The sequence below is a fragment of the Nakamurella endophytica genome (assembly GCF_014646215.1).
GTDB classification, from domain to species: Bacteria; Actinomycetota; Actinomycetes; order Mycobacteriales; family Nakamurellaceae; genus Nakamurella; species Nakamurella endophytica.
Genome location: NZ_BMNA01000004.1, coordinates 21194 through 46808, shown reverse-complemented (window position 1 = coordinate 46808; position 25615 = coordinate 21194). Strand labels below are relative to the sequence as shown.

Genomic DNA, 25615 nt, shown 5'->3' with positions numbered 1-25615 from the left:
GACGTCGCGGTCCGGCGGACAGGAGATGGCAGGTCGATGACCGACAACCGGAGCTTCGCCGGGCAGCCGACCACCGTCGCGGGGGACTACGCCGAGAACTACTACGAGACGTACGCCGGCGCGCCGTACAGCTACGAGGAGCCGCACTGGAAGCGGTTCTTCGGCGAGATCGCCGACCGGCTGATCGAGCTGTTCGAGCCGGCGACGTCCTACGACGCGGGCTGTGCCAAGGGACTGCTGGTCCGCGAGCTGCTGGCCCGCGGTGTCGACGCCCGCGGGGGCGACATCTCGGCGCACGCCATCGAGGGTGCGCCGCCCGGACTGGCCGAGCATCTCGAGGTCAAGGACCTCACCGAGCCGTTCGCCGACCGCTACGACCTGGTGACGTGCATCGAGGTCCTGGAGCACATGGCGAGCGAGGACTCCGAGGCCGCCATCGCCAACATCTGCGCGGCCACCGACGTCGTGGTGCTGTCCACCACGCCCGACGGGTACGAGGAGCCGACCCACGTCAACGTCCGGCCGCCCGCGGACTGGGCCCGGTCGTTCGCCCGGCACGGGTTCTTCCGCCGGGCGGACGTCGACGCCTCGTTCGTCTCCCCCTGGGCGGTGGTGTTCGCCCGGGCCCGGATGACGCCGGCCGACGTGGTCGGCCTGTACGAGACCGCGCTGACGCCGGTGCTGCGCGAGGTGGTCGCCAAGCGGCAGGCCTTGCTGTCGGTGCAACGCGACCTGGACGAGCAGAGCGGCCCGGCGTTCCGCGCCCGCGACGCGGCGCTGGCCGAGCTGGCCGCCGCGCGCGCCGAGACCGACCGGCTGCGCGAGGAGCTGGCCGCGGCGTCCCGCCGGGTGGCCGACGAGACGGCGCCGCTGCACGAGCGGATCGCCCGGGACGACGAGCAGATCGCCGCCCTGCAGGCGCATCTCGACGCGCTCGGCGCCGCGGACCTGCAGGCCGAGCGGATGAACCGGCTGGCCATGGCCGACGAGCTGGTCGGGCTCCGGGCCGAGCTGGCGCAGGTGCGGGTGCACGCCGAGACCTCGGTCGCGGCGGCCGGGCGGGACGCCGAGCGGCTGCGGGCGGTGGTCGCCGCGCTGCAGGACGAGCTGGACCGGACCCGGGACCGGGCGACCGACGCCGCCGCGGCGGTCGCCGCCAAGGAGGCCGAGTTCCGCGCGTCGGCCAGCTGGCGGGTCGGCCGGGCGGTGCTGTTCCCGGTCCGCGGGGTCAAGCCCGCGCTGCGCCGGCTGCTGCGCCGATGACCGCCGCCGACGCCGCGAGCGCCGCCGACGCCGCCGACTCCCCCGACGGGCTGCCCGGGGGACCGGCTGGCGCGCCGCTGTTCTCGGTGCTGGTGCCGGTCTACCGCACGCCGCCGGAGTACCTGCACCCGATGATCGACTCGGTCCGGGCGCAGCAGGAGCCGTCGTGGGAGCTCGTGCTGGTCGACGACGGGTCCGCGGATCCGGACCTGTCGGCGGCGCTGCAGGACGCCGCCGCCGCCGACGGGCGGATCGTCGTGCTCGGCCAGCCGGTGAACCAGGGCATCGTGGCCGCGACCGCGGCCGGGCTCGCCGCCGCCCGCGGGCGGTTCGTCGCCCTGCTCGACCACGACGACCTGCTCGCACCGGCCGCGCTGCGCCGGGTCCGCGAGCACGTCGAGGGCCTGGCGGCCGCGGGCCACCCGCCGGTCGGCGTGCTGTACACCGACGAGGACCAGCTGCACCCGGACGGCGAGTACCGGGCCGCCTTCCGCAAGCCCGACTGGGCCCCGGAGCGGCTGCGGGGGCAGATGTACCTGGGACACCTGTCGGTGTACCGCCGCGACCTGCTGACCGCGATCGGCGGGCTGCGCCGGGGCTACGACGGCAGCCAGGACTACGACCTGGCGCTGCGGGCGACCGAGGAGGCGGCCGCGCGCGGCTGGTCCGTCGTCCACCTGCCGGAGGTGCTGTACCACTGGCGCATCCATCCGGAGTCGGTGTCGCACCGGTCGGACAACGCGCCGGTGTTCGACGCCGCCCGCCGTGCCCTGGCCGACCACCTCGAGCGGACCGGGGTCGACGGGACCGTCGAGCAGGTCCACGCCGTGGGCGTGTACCGGATCCGCCGCCGGCTGGACCGGTGGCCGCGGGTGTCGATCGTCATCCCGACCCGGGGGTCCCGCGGGTTCACCCGTGGCGCCGACCGGGTCATGGTCCTGGACGCGGTGCGGTCCGTGGTGACCCGGAGCAGCTACCCCGACTACGAGCTCGTGGTGGTGGCGGACACCGCCACCCCGCCGCAGGTGCTGGCGGACCTGCGGGCCGTGGCCGGGGACCGGCTGGTCGAGGTGCCCTACGACGGGCCGTGGAGCTTCTCGGCCAAGTGCAACATCGGCGTGCAGCGATCCTCCGGGTCGCTGGTGCTGCTGCTCAACGACGACGTCGAGGTCTTGACCCCGGACTGGCTGGAGACCATGGTCTCGCTGGCCGTGCAGCCGGATGTCGGCATGGTGGGCGCCAAGCTGCTGTACGAGGACGGCACGCTCCAGCACCTGGGCCACCTGTACGAGGGCGGTGAGGTGACGCACGTCGCCGCGGGCGCCCCGGCGGACTGGCCGGGACCGGTGGCCGACCTGCTGGTCGAGCGCGAGGTGTCCGGTGTCACCGCCGCCTGCGCCCTGCTGCGCCGCGAGGTGTTCGACGAGGTCGGCGGCCTGTCCTCGGCGTTGCCGGTCAACTTCAACGACGTCGACCTCAGCCTGAAGATCACCGGGGCCGGTTACCGGATCCTGGTGACGCCGTTCGCGGTGCTGCACCACTTCGAGTCGCGCACCCGGAAGCGCACGGTCGCCTCCTCCGAGGTCCTGACCCTGCGGCGGCGCTGGGACCACCGGCTGCTGGTGGACCCGTACTGGCACCACGATCCGGCCGAGGTCGCGGCCGGTCTGCAGGCGGCGCTGGCCGCGGCGCCGCCGTCCCCGCCGAGGGGCTGACCCGCCGCCGTGCCCGAGCTGGTGGTCGTCGTCGAGCAGTGCCTGGCCCCGGTGCCGGGCGGGACCGGACGGTACGCGGCCCAGATCGCCGCGGCGCTGGTCCGCACCGCGCCGGCCGGCTGGCGGGTGCGGTCGGTGGCCGCCTGGCACCGCGACGTGACCGCGGCCCGGGTGCCGGGCGTCCGCGGGCCGCGCCGGCTGCCGGTCGGCCGCCGGGCGCTCACGCTGCTGTGGGAGCGCGGCCTGCCACCGTGGCCGCTGGGCGCGTCGGTGCACGCGACCACGCCGCTGTTCCCGCGCCGGCTCGTGCTGCCCGCCCGGCCCGCGCGGGCGTCGGCGACCGACGGTTCCGGACGGCGGCGCCGCCCCGGCCGGCCCGTGGTGGTGACGGTGCACGACACGGTGCCGTGGACGCACCCGGAGACCCTCACCCCGCGCGGCGTCGCCTGGCACCGGGCAGTGGTCGCCCGGGCGGTCCGCGAGGCGGACGCCGTCGTCGTGCCGAGCCGGACGGTCGGCGACGAGCTGACCGCGCTGTTCCCCGAGCTCGGCGGGCGGCTGGCGGTCGTCCCGCACGGGGTCACCGAGCTTGCGGTGCCGGACGACGCGGAGCGCCGCCGGGTCGCGCTCGGGTTGCCGCCGGGCTACCTGCTCAGCCTGGCCACGCTGGAACCGCGAAAGGGCCTCGACGTGCTGCTGGGCGCCCTCGGCCGCCCAGAATGCGCCGGGATGGTGCTCGCGGTGGCCGGCCGGCCCGGCTGGGGCGGCCTGGACCCGGTCGAGCTGGCGCGCCGCGCCGGAGTGTCGCCGGACCGGCTCCGGCTGCTGGGCGGCCTGCCCGACGCCGACCTGGCGGCCGTGCTCGCCGGCGCCGCGGCGCTGGTCGCGCCCAGCCGCGCCGAGGGCTTCGGGCTGCCCGTGCTGGAGGCCTTCGCCGCGGGCGTGCCGGTGGTGCACTCGGATGCGCCCGCCCTGGTCGAGGTGGCCGGCGGCGCCGCCGTCGTGGTGCCGCGCGGCGACGAGCGGGCGCTGGCCGCGGCGCTGCACCGGGTCACGGCCGACCGGGACTTCGCCGCGACGCTGTCCGAGCGGGGCCGTCGGCGGGCCGGCGACTTCGACTGGGGCCGGTCCGCCGAGGCGACCTGGGACCTGCACCTGAGGGTGCGGGACCGGCGCGGCCGGGACTGAACCCGAGGCACCGTCCGGCACCGGATCGGCGGGTCGACGCCCGGCGTGCGGTGCCGGCGCGGGCGTCGCGAGACCGTCAGGCCGGACCCGGAGCGACGCCATCCGTGGGGAAGGTCGTGTCCGGTTCGGCGCGCCGCCGTCGCTCGGGTGCGGGGGCGGCGCGCCGTCGCCACGGGCGGTGCCGGCCGGTCAGCACCACCCCGGCGAGCAGCAGCAGCAGCGAGGCGCCGGACAGCAGCAGGCCGTTGCGCAGGTCCCGGTCCCAGAACTGGAACTCGACCCGGTGCGTCCCCGCGGGCACGTAGACGGCGCCGAAGGCGTGGTCGGCGTGGACCAGCGGGGCGACCCGGCCGTCCACCAGCACCCGCCAGTCCTGCTGGACGCCGTCGGCCAGCACGACGTAGCCGCCGCCGGTGGCGTCGACCGACACCTCGACCCGGTCGCCGGCGTCCGCGGTGGTGGTGAGCGTGGCGGTCGCGCCGGACAGCTGCGGGCCCGGCGCGTCCAGCACCACGGTGTCCCGGGGCAGCGCCGCGTTCACCAGGGCCTGCATGCGCTGCTGCGTGGTGGTCCCGACGACGTCCCGGCCGGCCCACCGGATCCGGGGCAGGGCGGTGGTGCGGCTCCACACGGTGCCGTGGATGTCGGAGTAGCGCTCCACCAGCCCGTCGTCCTGCCGGCCGACCACCAGCACGTCCGCCGTGTCGCCCGTCCCGCCCAGCGTCAACGCCGATGCCCCGTCGGCACCGGTCGCCATCCCCAGCCGGAGCGTCAGCGGGCCGGCCGCCTGCGCCAGCGACTCGCCCGCCACCGGGATCTGCAACCAGCCGCGACCCAGCGTCCCGCGGCCGACGGCGCCCGAGGCGACCACCCGTCCGGCGCCGTCGGTGACCGCCGCGGTGACGGTGAGCCCGCGGCGCCCGCCACCGGCTCCGGCGGCGACGAACACCTGCACGGCGCGCACCGGCTGCGCGGCCAGCGGCACGGACACGGTCCCGTCCCGCGGCAGCGACACGGTGCCCGGCGACGGGACGACCGATGCCGTGGGGCCGATGGGGGATCCGCCTCCGGCCCGGACGACCGGGCCCGGGATCTCCTGGTTGGGCGCCACCACGACGGCGGTCATGGCGAGCCGGTCGAGCAAGGGGTTCTGCAGGCTTCGGTCGGTCAGCGACAACGCCAGCACCGGGCTCGTCGGGCTCCTGCCCACCCCGCTGTAGGCGTTGGTGTCGATCGTCCGCAGGTACTCCTGCCACGTCGTCGGCTGGAAGCCGTGGCCGGTGGCGGTGCGCAGCCCGTAGGCCGCGGCGGTGGACCCGAGGAAGGTGCCGATCTGCCCGACCCGGCCGGAACCCTCGTCGGCCTGGGCCGCGGCGATCACCCCGTTCTCCGGGTAGAACTCGTCGGGCGGGGTCATCGGCCAGAAGAACGCGACCGAGTTGCCGGCCTGCACGGCCAGCAGCGCAACCACGCCCACCGCCGAGACCGCGCGGACCGCCGTCCGGCGGGTGCCGGCCGCGGCCAGCGCGACGACCACCAGGACCAGCGTGGCGACGCCCAGTCCGGCGTCCACGGCGAAGGTGGCGTGGTCGACGGCCGCCCGGTACCGCAGGAAGGCGGCGACGCAGAAGGCGGCGGCGAGCACCGTGCCGACCGCGGCCAGCCGGACCAGCGTCCGGCGCCGCCGGTCGCGCAGCGCGGGGTCGAACAGCAGCTGCGCGCCGAGACCGGCCAGCCCGCTGCCGAAGAACCCGACCATGTCGCGGAGCCGGCTGGAGGGGTTGCCCTCGAACACCGGCACGTCGGCCAGCCAGTTCGTCCACCACCCGTGCTTCCACACCAGGGCTGCGGACAGCAGGAAGCCGCCGGCCAGGTACCAGACGACGCCGCGGCCACCGGGCACGGTGCGCGGCGCGCAGACGGCCAGCACGGCCAGACCGAGCGCGCCGATGCCGACGAACGCGTAGGCCTCGATGGCGTTCGAGCCGGGGTAGCCGGCGCCGTTCATCGCCTGCGGGAAGAACAGCGACATGAACGAGCGCAGCGGCTGCGTGACGCCGAACTGCGCCCGGCGGTAGGCCAGGTCGGTGTCGGCCAGCGCCCGCGCCATCGGCAGCACCTGCACCGCGGACAGCAGCACGCCCACCACGGCGGCGGCGACGCCGAGGCCCAGCGTCCGCAGCACGCCCGCCGTACCCAGCTCCCGGCGCAGCATCACCAGCCGGACGACGACGTAGCCGACGCAGCCATACAGTGCGTGGCCCGCGGCCGCCGGGAAGCCGCCGAGCAGCAGGAACGCCACCACGGGCGGGACGGCGAGCGCCGCCCGCACGGTCCGCACCTGCAGGAACCGCTCGACGACCCAGAACAGGACCGGGATCATCGTGGACACCGAGGCCTGGCCGGGCCAGTTGGCCCAGGCGACGAAGAAGCCGGAGCCCGCGTAGACCAGGCCGCCGATCAGCCCGGCGGCACGGCCGGTGCCCAGCCGGCGCAGCCACAGCATCATCCCGGCGGCGGCGATCGCCACCTGCAGCAGCTTGACGAAACCGGCCGCCCAGGACGGCGGCAGCACCGCCATCCAGATCGATGTCGGCGTCAGGGTGGGGATGCCGGGCTGGGACAGCAGGGCGGTGCCCGCGCCGCTGAGCGGCGACCACCACGCCAGGTCGCCGGACCACAGGCGACCGTGGATCTGCAGGTAGGCGGGAAAGGCCGAGTCGACGGTGTCCCCGACGAATGGGTTGATCGCCTTGGGCACCGGCAGCCCGGTGGTCCACGGCGCCCGCGAGATCAGCAGGTCCAGGCCGCCGAACACCTTGGCGCCGACCAGGGCCGGCCCGATCCGGATCGCCAGCAGCACCACGAACGACACCAGCACGGCGAGCAGGCCGGCGAGCTCCACGGGGTGCGTCCGGGCCAGGCGCCGGCGGAGCCCGCGGGAGCCGGCAAGGGCGCCGGCACCGAGCGGCGAGGCCCCGGCGTGCACCGGTCGGGCGCCGTCCGCCCCGGCCGTCCCGGCCGGGTGTCCGGCCGCCTCGGCGGCCTGCGTGCTGCCGTGCGCCGGGTCCGGGTGTCCGGCCGCCTCGGCGGCCTGCGTGCTGCCGTGCGCCGGGTTCGGGTGTCCGGCCGCCTCGGCGGCCTGCGTGCTGCCGTGCGCCGGGTCCGGGTGTCCGGCCGCCTCGGCGGCCTGCGTGCTGCCGTGCGCCGGGGTGGGGCCGGCCGCCGTCGAGCGCGGCGGCTCGCCCTGAGGCATGGTGCTGTCCTCCCGGTCGCGTGCGGGTCCTGCGAAACCGTACCCGGGCGCCGGCGCCGGGCCGGTGCGCCGCCGCGCCCGGGACGGCGCTCCGGTCCGCCCGAGGCTGGGCGGACGAGGGACCGGCCCAGGGGCCCGACGGCCCGCGGTCGCCGGGTATGTCGAGGTGCGGCGGGCCACGCCGACCACCGTGCGCCGGACCGTCCGGCCCGAACGCTGTAGGAGTGAGATGACCAAGTACCTGCTCGCCGTGGACTTCCGCAGCGGCGACGACGAGACGCCGATGTCCGAGTGGACGCCCGCGGAGATCGACGCCCACCTGGCCCACTACGACCGGTTGCACGACGAACTGGTGGCCTCCGGGGAGCTGGTCGACTCGGTCGTGCTGACCGGACCCGACCGCGGCCTGGTGGTGCGCTCCGACGGCCGGCACACCGGCGTCCAGGACGGGCCGTTCCAGGAGTTCAAGGAGTGGATCGCCGGCTTCCAGATCGTCGACGTGGCATCCCAGGAGCGGGCGGTGGAGATCGCGGCGCGGGTGTCCGCGGTCCCCGGTCGCGGTGGCCGGCCCACCCGGCAGCCGATCCAGGTGCGGCCGCTGCTGGAACGGGCGCCGTCCGACGCCGGGGAGATGGCAGGGTTCCTGGACCAGGTCACCGAGCGGTCCTGACGTCCCGCCCGAGCCGGGGTCGGGCGCCGGCGGCCGGACGGTCACGCACCGCCGGTCCCGCGCGGCGCCCGGGGCGCCGCCGTCGCCCTCGTACGATCGGCGGCGCCGCGACCGCGGCCGCGCCCGGTGCGGGCGGCGAACGGCAGGAGGCGGTGACGGGTGGCGCAGGCGCGAGGTGAGCCCTCGGTGCTGCTGGACGCCACCGCGATCCCGGCCGACCGGGGCGGCGTGGGCCGCTACGTCGACGGCCTGGTCGGCGGTCTCGACCGCATCGGCTTCCCGGTGACGGTCGCCTGCCAACCCCACGACGCGGACGTGTTCACCGCACTGGCGCCCGGCGCCCGGGTCGTGCCGGTGCCCGCCCGGCTGCGGTCCCGGCCGCTGCGACTGGCGTGGGAGCAGACCGGGCTGCCGGTCCTGGCCCGCCGGCTCCGCGTGGACGTCGTCCACTCGCCGCACTACACCGTGCCGGTGGCCGCCGGCCGGCCGGTCGTGGTGACCCTGCACGACGCCACCTTCTTCACCGACCCCGCCCTGCACGGCGGCCTCAAGCAGCGCTTCTTCCGCACCTGGACCCGCGTCGCGCTGCACCGGGCCGCGGTGGCCGTGGTGCCCAGCGCGGCCACCGTGGCCGAGCTCGAGCGCTGCGCCGGCGCCGACCCGCAGCGGCTGGCGGTCGCCCACCACGGCGTGGACCTGTCCCGGTTCCACGTCCCGGACGCCGCCGGGCGGGCCGCGGTCGCGGACCGGCTCGGGCTGGGGGACCGGCGCTGGATCGCCTTCCTGGGCACCCTCGAGCCGCGCAAGAACGTGCCCGAGCTCGTCCGCGGCTACGTGCGGGCCTGCGCCGGCACGGACGACCCTCCGGCGCTGGTGCTCGCCGGCGCCGCCGGCTGGGACGAGGCGATCGACGCCGCGGTGGCCGCGGTCCCCGCCGAGCTGGCGGTGCTGCGACCCGGGCACCTGCCGGCGGGGCTGCTGCCCGGCCTGCTCGGCGGCGCCGAGCTGGTGGCGTACCCGAGCCTGGGGGAGGGGTTCGGCCTGCCGGTGCTCGAGGCCATGGCCTGCGGCGCCGCGGTGCTCACCACCCGCCGGCTGGCGCTGCCCGAGGTGGGTGGGGACGCCGTCCGGTACGTCGAGGTGGACGCCGGCTCGATCGCCGACGGCATCGCGGCGCTGCTGGCGTCGCCCGGCGAGCGGGCCCGGCTGGGCGACGCGGCGCGGGCCCGGGCGGCCGGCTTCACCTGGGAGGCGACGGCCCGGGTGCACCGGGACGCCTACCGCCGGGCGGCCGGCACGGACCGGTCCCGTGCCTGACCCCGGCGCGGCACCGCCCCGGGTGGCCGTGCTGATGGCGACGCTCGACGGGCGGCCCTGGATCGCCGAGCAGGTCGACACCGTGCTGGGGCAGCAGGGCGTGCAGGTCCGCCTGGTGGTCTCGGACGACGGGTCGACCGACGGGACCTGGGAGTGGCTGGTGGACCGGGCGGCCGCCGATCCCCGCGTCGAGCTGCTGTCCCGGCATGTCGGGTCGGGGGTGGCCGCCAACTTCCACCGACTGCTGCGGGACGTCCGGCTGGCCGACGGCGAGCTCGTGGCCCTGGCCGACCAGGACGACCGGTGGCTGCCCGACAAGCTGGCCGCCGAAGCCGCAACCCTGGCCGCCGGGTCCGACGGGGTGTCCTCGGACGTCACGGCGTTCTGGCCGGACGGGCGGCGGGCGCCGATCCGCAAGTCGCAACCCCAGCGCCGGTGGGACTACCTGCTGGAGAGCGCCGGCCCCGGCTGCACGTTCCTGCTGTCGCCGCGGATGGTCGATCTGGCCAGGGCCGCACTGGCCGACCGGGCGGGGCCGGCCGCCGCCGTCGGCCTGCACGACTGGCTGGTGTACGCGCTGTGCCGGGCCCGCGGGTGGCGGTGGACCATCCTCGACCGGTCGACGGTGGACTACCGCCAGCACGCCCACAACCACCTCGGGGCGAACGTCGGGCTGCGGTCCGCGGTCGAGCGGCTGCGGATGATCCGGCGCGGCTGGCATCGCGAGGGTGCGCTGCTGGTGGCGCGCGCCGCGCTCGAGGTGGCGCGGGCCGCGGGGGACCCGGTGGACACCCCGACCAACCCGCAGACCGACCCGGCGACCGACCCGCAGACCGGCCCGGCGACCGAACCGGTGACCGGCGCGGTGGCCGACGCCCCGACCGCTTCCGCGACCCGTCCTGCCAGCGACCGGCCCGACGCCACGGCGGGCATCGACACCCTGGCCGCGAGCTCGGCGCGGCCCGCCGTCCCGCCGCCGACGGCCGACGAGCTGGCCGTGATGGTGGATCTGCTGTCCCGCCGCGACCTGCGCAGCCGGTGGCGGTTGGCGCTGCGAGTCGGGCAGCTGCGCCGGCGACCGCGGGACCGGGTGGTGCTGGCGGCGCTGCTGGTCACCGGGCTCTGGTGATCCCGGGGCGCTGCCGGCCACCCGCCCGCGGTGGCCCAGGTGCTGCCGGCCACCCGCCCGTGGTGGCCCAGGTGCTGCCGTCCACCGGCCCGCGGTGGCCCGCCGGCGCTGCTCGTCACCCGCCCCTGCGGACCGCGCGGCGGCGCCGCGTGCCCGGATCCCGACCGCGCGGACGCTCCGGACGACGCCGAGGATCCGCGCCGGCGGTCAGTCCGTGCTGCCGGGGCGGCGCCGCGCGGCGGCACCGGGCTCGCAGGAGGCGATGAACGCCGCGGACAGCGTCACCGTCCCGGACGTGTCCATCGGCGACGTGACCCACCCGGGGGTCGCGATGCCGGCGTGCCGGGCGCGTGCCGCGTCCAGGATCCGCTGGGCCCGTTCCACACCGCGCATCGCTGCCTCCGATCGCCCCGTGCCGGCAAGGCTAGGAACGCCGGCCGAGGGCGCGGGGGACGTCGTCCGGCGTGTCCCACCAGTACCGCCTGTCCCAGCGGTACCGGACGGACCGAGGGTTTCGCTGCGGCGACGGTGGTCCGGACGGGTAGAGGCCGGCCCGCGCTGTCGACGTCGTTACTGACCATTCCGGCCGGCGGACGCGCGGTCCCGGCCGGCCGGCGGGCGGCCGGACCTCACGACGGACGGTGAGCCGCCCTCACGGACCGCTCCGGTAGGGTCCGGGCTGGTCCGCGGCCAGAGCCGATCCGCCGTGGCCGTCGACGAGAGGTGAGGACCGCGGATGAAGGGCATCGTGCTGGCCGGTGGGGCCGGGACCCGGCTGCACCCGGTGACCAAGGCGGTCTCCAAGCAGCTGCTGCCGGTCTACGACAAGCCGATGATCTACTACCCGCTGTCCGTGCTGATGCTGGCCGGGATCCGGGAGATCCTGGTGATCACCACGCCCGAGGACAACGCCGGCTTCCGGCGCCTGCTCGGCGACGGCAGCGACTGGGGCCTCACCCTGAGCTACGCGGTGCAGCCCGAGCCGAACGGCCTGGCGCAGGCGTTCATCATCGGCGCCGACCACGTCGGGGACGACTCCGCCGCCCTGGTGCTGGGCGACAACATCTTCTACGGCCAGGGCTTCTCCGCGACGATGCGGCGGGCCGCCGCCGACATCGACGGCTGCGTGGTCTTCGGCTACCCGGTCCGCGACCCGGAGCGCTACGGCGTCGGCGAGCGCGACGAGCAGGGCCGCCTCGTCTCGATCGAGGAGAAGCCGGCGCGCCCCAAGTCGAACCTGGCGATCACCGGCCTGTACCTGTACGACAACGACGTGCTCGGCCACGCCGCGACGCTCCAGCCGAGCGCCCGCGGCGAGCTGGAGATCACCGACCTGAACAACATCTACGTGCAGGCCGGCAAGGCGTCGCTGGTCGATCTGGGCCGCGGGTTCGCCTGGCTCGACACCGGGACGCACGACTCGCTGCTCGAGGCCGGGGAGTTCGTGCAGGTCCTCGAGCACCGGCAGGGCATCCGGATCTCGTGCCTGGAGGAGATCGCCCTCGCGCAGGGGTTCATCGACGCCGACACCTGCCTGCGGCTCGGCCGGGCCATGGGCAAGTCGCCCTACGGCCAGTACGTGATCGACGTCGCCCGGAACGCCGGCGCCACGGGCTGAGCCCTTCGCAGGCTCCGTTTCCGGACCGCCTGGTCGGACGCTGCGTCGCACGGCCGGCGGGTCCGCCCTCTGTCGCCGCCCGCCAAGTCGCCGCCCGCCCGGCACCGCTGCCCCGACGCCCACCCCTGGTTCCGACCGCCGGTCCGCCCCGGCCGTGCGGCCACAATGGCGGGCGCTCCGGGCTGCGGCGATGCCCGCCGATCCGGGCCGGTCGGAGCGGCCGACGGCGTCGCCGGGTGCCTGGTGTCCGTTCCGGAAGTGGGTCACACCGGCTCGACGCGGGCGGCCCGGGCCGCCATAGTGGCCGAGGGCACCGATGCCCGCGGGTTCCGGCGGTCGCGGTGCTGCGATCCGCGACCGGCGCCGCCGTCCGGCCGCCCCGGCCGTGCCCACGGTCCCGTCGCGGGCCGTTCCGCACACCCCGCGCAGTGCGGCGGCCACGGTGGGCCACCGTCGGCGAAACGCCGGAGCCCCGCCCGGCGAACCAGAGGGTGTCGTCGCGACTCCTCGACCGTGCCCGCCCGCGGGCCGCCCACGGGCGACACCGCCACGGCCCCGGCAGTGCGCCGCCGGCACCGCAACCGCAACCGCACCAGACCTCGAGCCACCGACCCGAGAGAGCAGGGACGACACCCGACATGAGCGATGCCGTGACCAGTGACCCGATCCGCCCGGCCGACGGCGCGGACGACGTCGAGGCGGTGATCCTCGTCGGCGGCAAGGGCACCCGCCTGCGCCCGCTGACCCTGTCGGCGGCCAAGCCGATGCTGCCGACGGCCGGCGCGCCGTTCCTCGAGCACCTGCTGTCCCGGGTGCGCGCCGCCGGCATCCGCCGCGTCGTGCTGGGCACCAGCTACCGCGCCGAGACCTTCTCCGGCTACTTCGGCGACGGCTCCCGGTTCGGCCTGGAGATCGACTACGTCATCGAGGACTCCCCGCTGGGCACCGGCGGCGCCATCCGCAACGTGCTCGACCGGGTCTCCGCGCCGACCGTGATGATCTTCAACGGCGACATCCTGTCCGGTGTGGACCTGACGGGCATGATCGACTTCCACCGCCGCCAGCAGGCCGACGTCACGCTGCACCTGACCAAGGTCGACGACCCGTCCGCGTTCGGCTCCGTGCCCACCGATCCGGACGGGCGGGTGCAGGCGTTCCTGGAGAAGACCGAGAACCCGCCGACCGACCAGATCAACGCCGGCTGCTACCTGTTCCAGCGGACGGTGATCGAGTCCATCCCGGCGGGCCGGGTGGTCTCCGTCGAGCGCGAGACCTTCCCCGGCCTGCTGGCCGGCGACGCCCGCGTCTACGGCTACGTCGACTCGTCGTACTGGTTGGACCTGGGCACCCCGGCCGCGTTCGTCCAGGGCTCGGCGGACCTGGTCCGCGGCATCGCCCCGACCTCCGCGCTGCCCGCCCCCGCCGGCGACGTGCTGACGCTGCCCGGGGCGGTTGTCGCGCCGACGGCCACGCTCACCGGCGGCACCGCCCTGGGCCGCGACGTCTCCGTCGGCGACGACGCGGCGGTGGCCGGATCGGTCGTGTTCGACGGTGCGGTCATCGAGGCCGGGGCGACGGTGACCCGGTCGGTGATCGGCGCGCGGGCCCGGATCGGCGCCGGCGCCGTCGTCGCCGACGCGGTCATCGGTGACGACGCCGTGGTCGGCCCTCGGTGCGAGCTGCTGGGCGGCATCCGGGTCTGGCCCGGTGTCGAGCTGCCCGAGGCCGGCGTCCGGTTCTCCTCCGACGCGTCCTGACGGTCGGGCGCCCGCCTCAGGCGCCCACCGCCGCCGGCACCGGCCGGAACCCGTCCGCCGGTGCCGCCGGCGGCGGGCCGGGCGGGAGGCGGCGGCAGGAGAGCACCGTCGCGACGACGCCGGCCACCGCCAGCGCGGCCGTGACCACGCCGATGCCGCCCAGCACCCACGGCGCCCACGGGAAGAAGCCGGCCAGATTGCGCAGCGCGGTGCCCCAGTCCGAGGGCACCAGCGCGCGGCCGCGGACCAGCCAGGTGTACTCGACCGAGGCGTAGAGCCCCCAACCGGTGACCAGCAGCCCGGCCGCCGCCACCAGCGCCGGCGCCCAGCGCCGGAACCTGCCCAGCAGTGCCACGACGAGCACCGCGATCGGCAGCAGCAGGCCGATCAGGGCGGGGTAGGCGTAGCGCCCCTGGATCGCGGCGATGGCGACGTAGGCCAGGTAGTGCCGGTAGGACTGCCACACCACCATCACCAGCGACGCGAGCGGCACGGCGAACAGTGCGGCGAACTCCCAGCGCAGCCCGCGCTGCGTCGCCACGGCGAACAGCGCGGCCAGCACGGTGACGGTGGTCAGGGTGACGACCATCGGTGTGGGCAGCCGAGGCGGTTCGAGGATGCCGAGCGCTCCCCAGAGCCGGCTGGGCAGCGCGAAGCGGACGGTCGACCAGAACCGGTCCCAGTCCGGCGGGTTGTCCGGCGTCCGCGGGCTGCCCTGCGCCCTGGCGAACTGGCTGCCCCAGGCGTTCGGCTGCACGGCGTGGAACAGCACCAGGTTGCGGACCCACCACACCGCGGCGCCCGCCGCTCCGGCGACCAGCACGGCGAGCGTCGGCCAGCGCGGCAGCCGCCGCGCTCGCAGCGCCCGGATGCCGTAGGCGATCGGCACGACGACCAGCACCATCAGCACCGTCGACTTGGTCAGCGAAGCCGCCACGCACAGCACGGCGATCCAGGCCGCGGTACGCACGCCGGTGTCGCCGCGCAGCACCCGCATGGACAGCGCGAAGACCGCCGCGCCCAGCAGGAACGCCAGGTTGTCGTTGTTGATGGTGGCGGCGCTCCGGGCCAGTCCGGCGACCAGCAGCGGCAGGAAGGCCGCCGTCATGGCGACCGGCCCCTCGCCCAGCAGGTTGCGGGCCGCGCGGTGGAACAGCAGCGGCAACGGCAGCAGCAGCAGCACGTTGAACAGCCGGAGCAGGAAGATCAGCTTGTCGGCAGCCATCCGGTCGGCGCCCGGGAGCGCCCAGGCGACGGCACCCATCAGCGCGTAGTACAGCGGGGGGTGCTGCGTCATGTAGTTGGAGACGTCCCGCTTCGGCGACCGCGAGTTGCCGCCGAGCGCGTCCAGCGAGGGCCGCTGGTCCCGCATCAACGGCGTGAACTGCGCCCAGGACGGCCCGGACCGGCGCATCAGGCTGACCACGAGGCGGCCCTCGACGCCGCGGGCGCCCTTGCTGACGTTGATCTCCGTGGGATCCAGGACGATCTGCCCGTGCTCGGCGGCGATGACCCGGTCGAAGTGGTACAGCTCGTCCGGCGACACCAGCGGCGGCGTGTTGACCAGGTAGCCCAGGCACAGCGCCGCGAACAGCAGGGTGGCCGCGGTCACCGCCAGCCGCGCCCGGCGGCGAAGGGCGGGCGGGGTGCTGGCCGGGTGCGACCCGGACGGGACCGGCCGGCCGTCGGGTGAGGACACCGCGGTGCCGGCCGGTGCCGGTGCCGGGATGGTCGGTGCCGGGACGGTGGGCGTCGGGACGGTCGCGGGCTCGGCGCTGCCGGTGGTGATGAGGTCGGTGGCGGCGCTGCCGGTGGCGGTGAGGTCGGTCCCGCCGGCCGGTGCGGTGGCGTCGGCGACGCGGGGCAGGGAGTCGGTGTCCGGCCCGGAGCGGGCACCCTGCGGGTCCGTCGGGAGCGGCCCGCCGGGGTCCGGCTGCCCTGCCGTGGAGCTCTCGTCCCGGGAGGCCGGTCCGCCGTCACCGGGGCTGTGCTGCACGGACGGAAGTTAGCACCGCGACCTGGACGGCCACCGTCACCGCAGGTCGGACCGACGGGTCGGCCGGTCCTGCGACACGGTCCCGGGCCGGCGCGCCAGGTCCGGCGCGGTGGTCAGTCGCCGGCGGCCGCCGCGAGCAGCGCCCGCAGGCCGGGATCGAGGTCCCCGGCGCCGCGCAGCCGGTCCAGCGGGTGGAAGGCCAGGTCGTGCGACTCGGCGGACCGCACCGGGACGGCGCCGGCCGGCGCCCGCAGCAGGAACTGGACGTCGAAGTGCCGGGTCGGGACACCGAGCGAGCAGGTGATCGGGTGCACGTCCAGGTGCACCGGGTCGGGCCGGACCCACTCGAGGCCGTCGATGCCGGACTCCTCGGTCGCCTCCCGCAGCGCGGCCGCCGCAAGACCGATGTCCGCGGGCTCGCAGTGCCCGCCCAGCTGCAGCCACCGGCCCACCCGCGGGTGCAGCGTCAGCAGGGCGGACCGGCCGCTCGCGTCCAGCACCAGGGCGCTGGCGGTCAGGTGGCCGGGCACGCACGACCGCGAGCAGGCGTCCTCCCGGGCGTCCAGGAAGCCCAGGTACGCCTCGGCCAGCGCCGCCTGGGACCGGTCCGGCGCCCGCCAGCCGGCGAGCACCCGGCGGGCGTCCCGGTGCAGGGCCGCCGCGGTCATCGGGGCGACGGTGCGCGCGTCACCGGCGCACCAGCCGGTCCTGCTGGGGCGCGGGCCGGAGCGGGACGGGGGAGCGCGGGCGGCCCACGGCGACCCCGCCCAGCGGCTCCCAGTCCGCGGGCAGGTCGAGCACCCGGCGCACCGTGTCCGGCGCGAAGATCGTGGACGAGATCCACGCCGAGCCCAGACCCTCGACGGCCAGGGCCACCAGCAGGGCTTGCACGGCGGCCCCGCCGGCCACCGTGAACATGGTCCGCTCGGCGTCCCGGCGGCGCCGGTCCGGGTAGTCGTGCCGCCCGTCGCCGGTGACGAAGGGCAGGACCACGGCGGGCGCGTCCCACAGCACCCGCCCGCGGGCCACCCGCCGCTCGATGCGGTCGTCCGGCCAGCCGTCGGCGGCCAGGTCGGCCCGCCAGTCGGCGAGCAACGCCTCGAACAGCTCCTGGCGGCGGTCGACCAGGTGCACGAAGCGCACCGGGTCGGTGTGGTGCGGCGCCGGCGCGGTGTGCGCGACGGCCACACAGCGGGCCAGGACCTCGGGATCCACCGGCTCGTCGGCGAACTCGCGGACGGTCCGGCGCAGCAGCACGGCCTCCCGGCGGCCCTGCGCCACGGCCAGGTCGGTGCCGAGCCGGAACAGGTCCTCGGCGGCGGGCCGGATGAGCGAGGCGGCGCCGGGACCTGCCGCGGGCGCGCCCGGCGCGTCCAACCCGCGCAGCACGGCGACCGGCACGCCCGCGAGCTTGCCCTTCACCAGGTCGCCGGCGGCCGCGATCTCGTCGCCGAGCGCGACCTGGGTGACCACCAGCTCGTTGCCGAACCGGTCGACCCCGCCGCGGTGGTCCTCCAGGACCAGCACGCCGGCAGCGCCGATCGCGACGTCGGTGACGCCGTTGCGCCAGGCCCGGCCCTGGGTGTCGGTGACGACGACGCCCACCCGCCGGCCGCGGTCGGCGAACCAGCGGACCAGGGCGGCGGCGGACGCGTCCGGGTCGGCCGGCAGCAGGGCGAGCTCGTCGCCGTGCACGTTCGAGGCGTCGACGCCGGCGGCCGCCGCGACGATGCCGAGCCGGTTCTCCACGATCCGTGTCCGGCCCACCGCGGCGACCAGCCGGACGGTCTCCTGGTCGATCAACCGGCGCCGCAGCGCGTCCCGCTCCTCGGGATCGGTCGGGGCCGGGACCAGCGCCCCCTCGACCTTGCTGAGCACCTTCGAGGTGACGACGAGCACGTCGCCGTCGGCGATCCACGGCGCCGCGGCCGCGATGGCCCCGGCCAGGTCGTCGCCGGGGCGGAAGTCGGGCAGGCCGGTCACCGGCAGGACGCTGAGCCCGGCCGGCGCCGGTGCGACGGACAGGTCGGTGGTCGGGCCGGGCCCCTCGCCGGCCGGATCAGCGGCGGACACCGGCGAGCTCCACGCAGCGGGCCACCATCGCGGCGGTGGCGGCGGGTCCGGTCATCAGCAGCGGCGCCTGCGCCACCCGCACGCCGGGGACGTCGGCGTCGTCGCCCTCGGCGATCAGGTAGCCGTCCAGCAGCCCGCCGGCCGACCGGGCGCCGTAGTACCGGCCGACGGCCTCGGCGGTGCTGGCGACGCCGATCGCGGCCAGGCACGCGTCGGCGTGCCCGCGGACCGGCGCGCCGCCGATGAGCGGGGCCACCGCCACCACCGGCGCGGGAGAGTCGACGAGCGCCTGGCGGATGCCGGGCACCGCGAGGATGGTCCCGACGGACACGACGGGGTTGGACGGGGCGAGGAGCACCAGGTCCGCCTCGCGCAGCGCGTCCAGCACGCCCGGGCCCGGCCGCGCGGCGTCCGCGCCGACCGGCAGGATCTGCTGCGCCGGCAGCGCGGCCTGGTACCGCACCCACCACTCCTGGAAGTGCAGCGCCACCGGCGGAGCCCCGGCCGCTCCCGCGGCGCCCCCGCCGGTGCCGGCCGGCGATCCGTCGGTGCCCCTGCCGGCCGGCGATCCATCGGTGCCGGTGCCGGTCCCGGCCGGCGGTCGCCAGGCGGGGTCCGCGACGACGACGTGGGTCTCGACCCGGTCGTCGGTCATCGGCAGCAGCTCGACACCCGGCTGCCAGCGCTCCGCGATCGCCGCCGTCACCTGGGAGAGCGGGTACCCGGCCGAGAGCATGCGGGTCCGCACCAGGTGGGTGGCGATGTCCCGGTCGCCGAGCGAGAACCACGGGGCCTCGGCGCCGTAGGCGGCCAGCTCGCCGGCGACCGTCCAGGTCTCGTCGACCCGCCCCCAGCCGCGCTGCACGTCGGCCGCGCCGGACAGGGTGTAGAGGCAGGAGTCGAGGTCCGGGCAGACCTGCAGACCGTGTAGGCGGATGTCGTCCGCCGTGTTGACGACGGCCTGGACGCGGTCGGCGGACCCGTCCGGCCGCGGGCCGACCGGATCCCAGCCGAGGTAGGCCTTGACGCCGAGCAGGAACCTGGCGCCGCCGACACCTCCGGTCAGCACGCAGATCCTCACGGCCGCCGATCCTGCCAGACCGCCCGGACCGGGCCGCGGGCCGCCGACCCGATGCACAACCCGGCACCGACCCGGCACCGACCGGGCACCGACCCGGCCCACCGACCCGCCACCGCACCTGTCGCCGCCCGAGCCGGGACCCGGCGGGCCCGGATCCGGCAGGCGCGGGATCCGGCGGCCGGTGGCCGATGCTTCCTCGCTGGTCGGGTGGCCTCGATGCCCGCCCCGACGGGCGTCAGCTCCAGAAGTGGAAGAGGCCCTGGCCGATGGCCGCGGCGCCGCGGCTGCCGCCGAACAGGTCGAACAAGGCGAAGGCGCCGCGGAACAGGTAGCCGGACGCCTGCGGCACCGAGATCAGGACGGCGAAGAGCGCCAGGCCGGCCCAGGGGCGGATCGGCGCGATGGCGCGGTTCGCGGCCGGCGAGAGGAACGGCGCGAGGATGCCGAAGCCGTCGAGGCCGGGCACCGGCAGCACGTTGAGGATCGCCGCGCCGAACTGCAGCACCGCCAGGAAGGCCAGCCCGGCGCCGAGGGCGGTGATCCGGTCGTCGTGCGTCGACCCGGCCGCGGCGAGGGTCAGCACGATGCCGGCCAGCAGGTTGGTCAGCGGTCCGGCGGCCGACACCAGGCTGGGCCACCAGCGGTACCGGAGCCGGTGGTTCTCGATGAGCACCGCACCACCGGGCAGCGGGATGCCGCCGACGGCCAGCAGCAGTGCCGGGATGACGAGGCTGAAGACCGGGTCGGTGTATCGCAGCGGGTTGAGCGTCAGGTACCCCTTGGCCCGGACCGACACGTCGCCGCCGGCCAGCGCGACCACCGAGTGGGCGAACTCGTGCAGGCACAGGCTGATCACCCAGCCGGCCAGCACCAATACGAAGACCCACAGTCCGACGGGGGAGGCGCCGCGGTCCGCGGCGATGCCGGCCCCGACGCCGAGGAGCACCACCGCCGGGAAGACGGCGGCGCCGAGCGAGCGGCGGCGGATGGCTCCGGTCATCCGTCCAGTGTGCCGGGGTGGGACGCCGGTACCGCCCGTCGTCCCCACCGGTGCCCGCGGCCCTGCCGGTCGGGTCCCACGGGGTGTCGCGCCCGACCCGGGGGGCCGCCGTGCGGGCGAACGGTCGCTCGCGTTCCTGGCGGGTGCCGGCGCGGCGGGGCGGTTGCCGCCCCGACCGGGTGCCGGCCGGTCGGCCACCGGCGGCCGGCGTCCCCCGGTGGAGCGACCTGGCGGTGACACACCGTGACCGCAAGGGCGACACGCGGGCCTACGTGGGGGAATCAGGCGGATAGCACGCCACCGGCTTGACGACGCGCGGGACACACCTGTGTAATCACATCGGTGTGATTCTCCGGCTCCGCCCGGGCTCTCCGGCCCGTCGTCGAGGGGTTCCGCGGCACGGCCGGCAGCTGCGGCGGCCGCGTCCCGGTGGTCGCTGGCAGTCACACCGCCCGCACCACCGCGCGACCCCCGCAGGACGTCTCGGCCCCGGCCGTCTCGCTGCGACCACCACCGGTGGTCGGGGCAGTTCAGCGCATCACCGTCACGGCGAAAGGACCTGCACCCATGTCGCAACCGGGGGACGTCACAGTTCTCGACGGCTGGCAGAGCGGGTTGACCCTGCTGCCCACCACCGATGAGGACGTCGACTGGCACGACCGGGCGCTGTGCGCGCAGACCGACCCCGAGGCCTTCTTCCCGGAGAAGGGTGGCTCGACCCGCGAGGCCAAGAAGATCTGCACCGGCTGCGAGGTCCGCGCCGAGTGCCTGTCCTACGCGCTGGCCAACGACGAGCGCTTCGGCATCTGGGGCGGCCTGAGCGAGCGGGAGCGTCGCCGCCTCAAGCGGCAGGCCAGCTGAGCCTGCCGTCCCCACGGCGGACGGCCGGCCCGCCGGCCCGCGCCACCGGGTCAGTCGTCGGGTGATCCCGACGACTCGCCCAGCACCGCCTCCAACTGTTCCGTCAGCACCTCGGCCACGAGATCGCCTAGATCGCCGGCGTCCTCGGCCCTGACCTCGAGCGGCCGGCGGTAGATCACGATCCGGGCCCTGGTGGCCCGCCCCCGGCCGTCCACTCCCGGTGGCACGAAACGGGTGAGCGGCACGCCACCGTCGAGCACCACGTCCGACGACGGCAGTACCTCCCCGGCGGGCAGCGGCGGCACGTCGTCGACCGCGAAGTCGATCTCCTTCATCTCCCGCGGCCACCGCTCCTCGAGGTCGGCGGTCGCGTCGATCACCGCGTCGTCGAACTGCTCGGCCCGGCTGCGCGCGCCCGGCAGGTCCGCCGGCAGCAGCGGCCAGCGCAGTCCCCGCCCGTGGCGGTCGCGGCGGCGGCGCCGCGGAGCGCCGCCGTCCCGGGCGGTCGAGAGGGTGTGCGGGTCGCTCATCAGGCGGCCGAGTCTACGAGCGTCGGCGTGCCGTTCCCGGCGCGACGCCACGGTGCTCTATCTTCCGCTCGTGGCCAGAACGCGGAAGTGCTCGAGGACGGGGTGTCTCGAGCCCGCTGTCGCGACACTGACCTACGCCTATGCCGATTCGACGGCCGTCGTCGGCCCGCTGGCCACGGCCGCGGAGCCGCACTCGTACGACCTGTGCGCCCGCCACGCGTTGCGGCTCACCGCGCCCAAGGGGTGGGAGGTGGTCCGGCCCGACGCCGACCTGCCCGAGCCCGGTCGCGGCTCGGACGACCTCGAGGCCCTGGCCGACGCCGTTCGCGAAGCCGGCCGCCCCGACCGCTCGGCGCCCGCGGCGGACCGCTCCGCCGCGCCGACCGGCCGCCGCGGGCATCTGCGGGTGCTGCGCTTCCCCGAGGTCTGACCTCGCCATCCGGCCTCGGGATCCGGGGGATCCGGCCGGAGCATCCGGCCTCGAGGTCCTGGCCCGATCCCTGCCGGTCGTGCTCGAGGAACCGCGGACGGCACGGAGCCGCCGCCCGTCCCTGCCCGGCCGGCCGGTACGGGCCGGTTCTTTCGGCCCACCGCACCCGCATCGGCGAGCCAGCCGTCGGCGCCGCCGCCTGTGACGCCTGTCTCGCGGTGACCCTGCTCTCCCCGCCGGGTGGGCGGCACCCGCTCGTTCACCCGCCCGACCCGCGCGCTCCCCGGTCAGCCCCCGGTCGGTCGCCGCTCCGACGGCTGACACTCCACCTCCGGGTGGTGCAGTGTCGTCTTCGCCACCCGTCACGGCCACCCGGCGCCGGTAGTCTGCCCAGGACCTTCCCGCCGGTCTCCGGTCGGCCAGGCCACGGCGGACCGGAGGTCGTCGCCCGCGCGACCCCAGGAGACCCTCCATGCAGCAGGCCACCGCCCAGCCGGCCGTCGACAGCGGGACGGGCCCGGACGCCCCCCGCATCGACCTGAGCCGCTTCGTCAAGGCGTACGACGTCCGCGGCGTCGTCGGCGTCGAACTCACCGTGGGCGTCGCCCGCGCGCTCGGCGGCGCCTTCGCCACGCTGCTGCTCGGTGAGGCCGGCGGCGAGACCGGCGATCCCGGCGAGCGGCTGTCCGTCGTCATCGCCCACGACATGCGGGACTCGTCCCCGGAGCTGTCGTCGGCGTTCGCCGACGGGGTCACCGCGGCCGGCGTGGACGTCGTGATGGCCGGGCTCGGCTCGACCGACATGCTCTACTTCGCCTCCGGCCACCTCGGCCTGCCGGGCGCCATGTTCACCGCCTCGCACAACCCGGCCCGCTACAACGGCATCAAGCTGTGCCGGGCCGGCGCCGTGCCGATCAGCCTGGCCACCGGTCTGGACCGGATGCGGGACGACGCGCAGGCCGTGCTGGACGGCGCCGCCCAGCTGCCCCGGGCCGCCACCCCCGGCACGGTCAGCGAGCGGAACGTGCTCGCCGAGTACGCCGACTACCTGCGCACCCTCGTCGACCTGACCGGCATCCGGCCGCTGCACGTGGTGGTCGACGCCGGCAACGGCATGGCCGGGTACACCGTCCCCGAGGTCTTCCAGGGCCTGCCGCTCCAGGTCGATCCGCTCTACTTCGAGCTGGACGGCACCTTCCCCAACCACGAGGCCAACCCGCTGGAGCCGGCCAACCTGGTCGACCTGCAGGCCGAGGTGCGCCGGGTGGGCGCCGACATCGGTCTGGCCTTCGACGGCGACGCCGACCGCTGCTTCGTGGTCGACGAGCGCGGCGAGCCGGTGTCGCCGAGCGCGGTGACCGCGCTGGTGGCCACCCGCGAGCTGGCCCGCAAGCCGGGCTCGACGATCCTCTACAACCTCATCACCAGCCGGGTGGTGCCGGAGATGGTGACCGAGGCCGGCGGGACCGCGGTCCGCACCCGCGTGGGTCACTCCTTCATCAAGGCGGAGATGGCCAGGACGGGTGCCGTCTTCGGTGGCGAGCACTCCGCCCACTACTACTTCGAGGACTTCTTCCGCGCCGACACCGGCATGCTCGCGGCCATGCACGTGCTGGCGGCGCTGGGTGCCGCGCAGGTGCCGCTGTCCGAGCTGGCCGCCGGCTACAGCCGCTACGCCGCCTCCGGTGAGATCAACTCGGAGGTCGCCGACGTCCCCGGCCGGATCGCCGCGGTGCACGACTGGGCGCAGGCCCACGACGCCACCACCGACGACATGGACGGCATCACCGTGCAGCTGCCGGACGGCTCGTGGTTCAACGTCCGCCCCAGCAACACCGAGCCGCTGCTGCGGCTCAACGTCGAGGCGGCCACCGAGCCGGCCATGGCGCAGCTGCGGGACGAGATCCTGGCACTACTGCGGAGCTGACGCCGCTGACGTCGCTGTTGCCGCCGATGTCGCGCACGGCGCGCTCGGGCCGGCGCGCTCGGGGCACTGTGGGGGGGACGCGCGCCCGCTGCCGGACGGGTCGGGCGGTGCGGTCGGGCGGTGTCGCCGACATCGTCGTCTGCAGCAGCCGCCGGGGTGCCGGTGGCAGGACGCCGTCCCCGGGCGGCACAGTGAGACCTGACAGGCGGACCGGATCCGGTCCGGTCGACCGTGGAGAGGAGCGCGCCGTGGCAGTGCGGTTGGACCCGGTGCTGGTGGATGTGCTGGCCTGCCCTGCGGACCACCACGCCCCGCTGGTGGTCGGCACCCCGGACGACCCGGAGGCCGACGCGCTCACCTGCACGCTGTGTGGGCGCCGCTTCCCCGTCCGGGACGGCATCCCGGTGCTGCTGCTGGACGAGGCCGTCGGCGGTGACGAGACAGCCACCGTGCCGCCCACCGTGCCGCCCACCGTGCCGCCCACGCCCACCGTGCCGGCGACCGAGCCGTGACCGGCGTGCCCACCGGCGCGGACCTGCTGCGCGACCGCGCCGCGGTCGAGGCGGCCGACGCCGCCGCCCTGCTCGCCGCGGCCGGGACGGCGGGGGCGCAGGTGCGGTCCGTCGCCGAGCAGGTCCGCGAGCTGGGCCCGGTGGACCGGCCGCGCGCCCTGGTGCTGGTCGGCCCGACCGCCGGCACGGACGCCGCGGTGCTGGCGGCGCTGGCCGGCGAGGCGGCCCGCACGCCGGTCCTCGGCCTGCCGGACGTGCCCGCCTGGGTCGGGCCCCTGGATCTCGTGGTGGTGCTCGCCGGCCGCCCTGACGACGAGCGGGCCGCGCTGGCCGCCGCGACCGCGCTGCACCGCGGCGCCCGCACCGTGGTGCGGGCGTCCGCCGACGGGCCGGTGGCCCTGGCCGCCGGCGCCGCCCTGCTGCCGCCGGCGATGGCCGTGCCCGAGGCCCTGGCGGCGCCGGGCCGGTGGGCGCTGGTCACCGGGGTGGCCGCGGCGAGCGGGCTGCTACCGCACGGCCAGCCGGCGGACCTGGCCGACCTGCTCGACCGGGTCGCCGTCACCGTGCACCCGGCGGCCGAGACGTTCCTGAACCCCGCGGTCAACCTGGCGGAATACCTGCTGGACGGCGTGCCGCTCTTGGTCGGCGCCGATCCGCTCGCCGACGCCCTGGCGCAGCACGCGGCGGCGGTGTTCGGCGAGGTCGCCGGCGTGCCCGCCGCGGTGCTGCCGTCGGCGTCCGCGGAGACGTCGCCGGCGGTGCTGACCCGGGCCGCCGGCACCCGGGACCTGTTCGCCGACCCGTTCGACGACCCGGCCGCCGCGGTCCCGGCCCGGCCCGTGCTGGTGTCCACGGTCGACCCGGTGCTGCCCTCCCGGGACGCCGGCCGGCTGTCGGCGCTGCGCCGGGCACTGCCCTCCGCGATGCACGTGGACGGCCCGGCGGCGGCCGCGGAGCCGGTCGCGACCGACGCCGGCACCGGCTGGGAGCCCGTCCCGCCGCCACCGCCGCCCGGAACGCTCCGGGGCCCCGCTCGCGGCGGCCCCGGGCCCGGGGAAGAGCCGGACCTGTACCGGGCGGAGCGGCCGGCGCGGCCGGACGCGCTGGCCGCCGTGCTGGCCGCCGGACTGCAGCTGACGTTCGCCGCGGTCTACCTCGGTCTGGCCACCGCGGCGCCGCTGCCCGGGGACTACCCGCAAGGACTGGGACGCCGGGGAACCGCCCACTGGGCGGTCCGTCCCGCGACGGTCGCGCCACCGCGCGGCGAGAGAGGTGACTGACCCGTGTGGTTG

At 76.5% G+C, this 25615-nt stretch carries 21 protein-coding genes; 13 read left to right on the top strand and 8 right to left on the bottom strand.

Features of this window, described 5'->3' with window-relative positions; genetic code table 11:
* Positions 1-36 precede the first annotated feature (36 nt).
* Genes IEY37_RS10800 through IEY37_RS10790 form a run of 3 tightly spaced genes read left to right on the top strand, consistent with a single transcriptional unit; the run spans position 37 to position 4166 of the window.
* Positions 37-1263, top strand: a complete 1227-nt coding sequence (locus tag IEY37_RS10800) for a class I SAM-dependent methyltransferase (protein ID WP_188941583.1) — start codon at positions 37-39, stop codon at positions 1261-1263.
* Positions 1260-2978: a glycosyltransferase family 2 protein gene (locus IEY37_RS10795; RefSeq protein ID WP_188941582.1), complete on the top strand. Its 1719-nt coding sequence runs from the start codon at positions 1260-1262 to the stop codon at positions 2976-2978. Before IEY37_RS10800 ends, IEY37_RS10795 begins: the two co-directional genes overlap by 4 nt.
* A gap of 9 nt (positions 2979-2987) precedes the next feature.
* Positions 2988-4166, top strand: a complete 1179-nt coding sequence (locus tag IEY37_RS10790) for a glycosyltransferase family 4 protein (RefSeq protein WP_188941581.1) — start codon at positions 2988-2990, stop codon at positions 4164-4166.
* 76 nt (positions 4167-4242) lie between these two features.
* Here IEY37_RS10790 and IEY37_RS10785 read toward each other — a convergent pair whose 3' ends face one another.
* A complete protein-coding gene (locus tag IEY37_RS10785) occupies positions 4243-7422 on the bottom strand; it encodes a hypothetical protein (RefSeq protein ID WP_188941580.1) in 3180 nt (1059 codons plus the stop codon).
* 229 nt (positions 7423-7651) lie between these two features.
* Between IEY37_RS10785 and IEY37_RS10780 the strand changes: the two genes are divergently transcribed.
* The 3 genes from IEY37_RS10780 to IEY37_RS10770 all read left to right on the top strand — a co-directional run bounded on the left by IEY37_RS10780 (position 7652) and on the right by IEY37_RS10770 (position 10538).
* Entirely contained in the window at positions 7652-8092 is a 441-nt protein-coding gene (locus IEY37_RS10780) for a YciI family protein (RefSeq protein WP_188941579.1), read from the top strand.
* Positions 8093-8278: 186 nt separating this feature from the next.
* Positions 8279-9409 (top strand): glycosyltransferase family 4 protein, encoded by a 1131-nt coding sequence (locus IEY37_RS10775; RefSeq protein WP_188942287.1) that lies wholly within the window; start codon positions 8279-8281, stop codon positions 9407-9409.
* A complete protein-coding gene (locus tag IEY37_RS10770) occupies positions 9402-10538 on the top strand; it encodes a glycosyltransferase (RefSeq protein ID WP_188941578.1) in 1137 nt (378 codons plus the stop codon). The genes IEY37_RS10775 and IEY37_RS10770 overlap by 8 nt, the downstream gene beginning before the upstream one ends.
* Positions 10539-10745: 207 nt before the next feature.
* Here IEY37_RS10770 and IEY37_RS10765 read toward each other — a convergent pair whose 3' ends face one another.
* Complete coding sequence (locus IEY37_RS10765) at positions 10746-10931, bottom strand: hypothetical protein (protein ID WP_188941577.1); 186 nt, start codon at positions 10929-10931, stop codon at positions 10746-10748.
* 343 nt (positions 10932-11274) lie between these two features.
* Here IEY37_RS10765 and rfbA point away from each other — a divergent pair, with 343 nt between their 5' ends.
* Positions 11275-12156 carry a glucose-1-phosphate thymidylyltransferase RfbA gene (rfbA, locus tag IEY37_RS10760; protein WP_188941576.1) on the top strand — a complete coding sequence of 294 codons (882 nt, stop codon included), beginning with the start codon at positions 11275-11277 and terminating at the stop codon, positions 12154-12156.
* Between the two features lie 638 nt (positions 12157-12794).
* Entirely contained in the window at positions 12795-13913 is a 1119-nt protein-coding gene (gene manB / locus IEY37_RS10755) for a mannose-1-phosphate guanylyltransferase (protein WP_188941575.1), read from the top strand.
* Between the two features lie 16 nt (positions 13914-13929).
* Here the strand turns inward: manB and IEY37_RS10750 are convergent, their stop codons facing one another.
* The 5 genes from IEY37_RS10750 to IEY37_RS10730 all read right to left on the bottom strand — a co-directional run bounded on the left by IEY37_RS10750 (position 13930) and on the right by IEY37_RS10730 (position 20063).
* The gene (locus tag IEY37_RS10750) at positions 13930-15909 is read right to left on the bottom strand and encodes a DUF2142 domain-containing protein (RefSeq protein ID WP_188941574.1); all 1980 of its coding nucleotides are present in this window, start codon (positions 15907-15909) and stop codon (positions 13930-13932) included.
* A gap of 113 nt (positions 15910-16022) precedes the next feature.
* Entirely contained in the window at positions 16023-16577 is a 555-nt protein-coding gene (locus IEY37_RS10745) for an NUDIX hydrolase (protein WP_188941573.1), read from the bottom strand.
* 19 nt (positions 16578-16596) lie between these two features.
* Positions 16597-17982: a coenzyme F420-0:L-glutamate ligase gene (locus IEY37_RS10740; protein ID WP_229674287.1), complete on the bottom strand. Its 1386-nt coding sequence runs from the start codon at positions 17980-17982 to the stop codon at positions 16597-16599.
* Positions 17969-19063 (bottom strand): 2-phospho-L-lactate transferase CofD family protein, encoded by a 1095-nt coding sequence (locus IEY37_RS10735; RefSeq protein WP_188941572.1) that lies wholly within the window; start codon positions 19061-19063, stop codon positions 17969-17971. The genes IEY37_RS10740 and IEY37_RS10735 overlap by 14 nt, the downstream gene beginning before the upstream one ends.
* A 235-nt stretch (positions 19064-19298) precedes the next feature.
* Positions 19299-20063, bottom strand: a complete 765-nt coding sequence (locus tag IEY37_RS10730) for a site-2 protease family protein (protein ID WP_188941571.1) — start codon at positions 20061-20063, stop codon at positions 19299-19301.
* Positions 20064-20492: 429 nt separating this feature from the next.
* Here IEY37_RS10730 and IEY37_RS22795 point away from each other — a divergent pair, with 429 nt between their 5' ends.
* Positions 20493-20924 carry a WhiB family transcriptional regulator gene (locus tag IEY37_RS22795; protein ID WP_373298307.1) on the top strand — a complete coding sequence of 144 codons (432 nt, stop codon included), beginning with the start codon at positions 20493-20495 and terminating at the stop codon, positions 20922-20924.
* A gap of 50 nt (positions 20925-20974) precedes the next feature.
* Here the strand turns inward: IEY37_RS22795 and IEY37_RS10720 are convergent, their stop codons facing one another.
* The gene (locus tag IEY37_RS10720; RefSeq protein WP_188941569.1) at positions 20975-21454 is read right to left on the bottom strand and encodes a metallopeptidase family protein; all 480 of its coding nucleotides are present in this window, start codon (positions 21452-21454) and stop codon (positions 20975-20977) included.
* Between the two features lie 70 nt (positions 21455-21524).
* On the opposite strand from IEY37_RS10720, the gene IEY37_RS10715 reads away from it, so the two are divergent.
* The 4 genes from IEY37_RS10715 to IEY37_RS10700 all read left to right on the top strand — a co-directional run bounded on the left by IEY37_RS10715 (position 21525) and on the right by IEY37_RS10700 (position 25603).
* Complete coding sequence (locus tag IEY37_RS10715; protein WP_188941568.1) at positions 21525-21884, top strand: DUF3499 domain-containing protein; 360 nt, start codon at positions 21525-21527, stop codon at positions 21882-21884.
* A gap of 472 nt (positions 21885-22356) precedes the next feature.
* On the top strand, positions 22357-23811 hold the full coding sequence (locus IEY37_RS10710; RefSeq protein ID WP_188941567.1) for a phosphomannomutase/phosphoglucomutase: 1455 nt from the start codon (positions 22357-22359) through the stop codon (positions 23809-23811).
* A 248-nt stretch (positions 23812-24059) separates the two neighbouring features.
* The gene (locus IEY37_RS10705; RefSeq protein ID WP_188941566.1) at positions 24060-24323 is read left to right on the top strand and encodes a Trm112 family protein; all 264 of its coding nucleotides are present in this window, start codon (positions 24060-24062) and stop codon (positions 24321-24323) included.
* Positions 24320-25603, top strand: a complete 1284-nt coding sequence (locus IEY37_RS10700) for a hypothetical protein (protein ID WP_188941565.1) — start codon at positions 24320-24322, stop codon at positions 25601-25603. Before IEY37_RS10705 ends, IEY37_RS10700 begins: the two co-directional genes overlap by 4 nt.
* Positions 25604-25615: the final 12 nt, after the last annotated feature.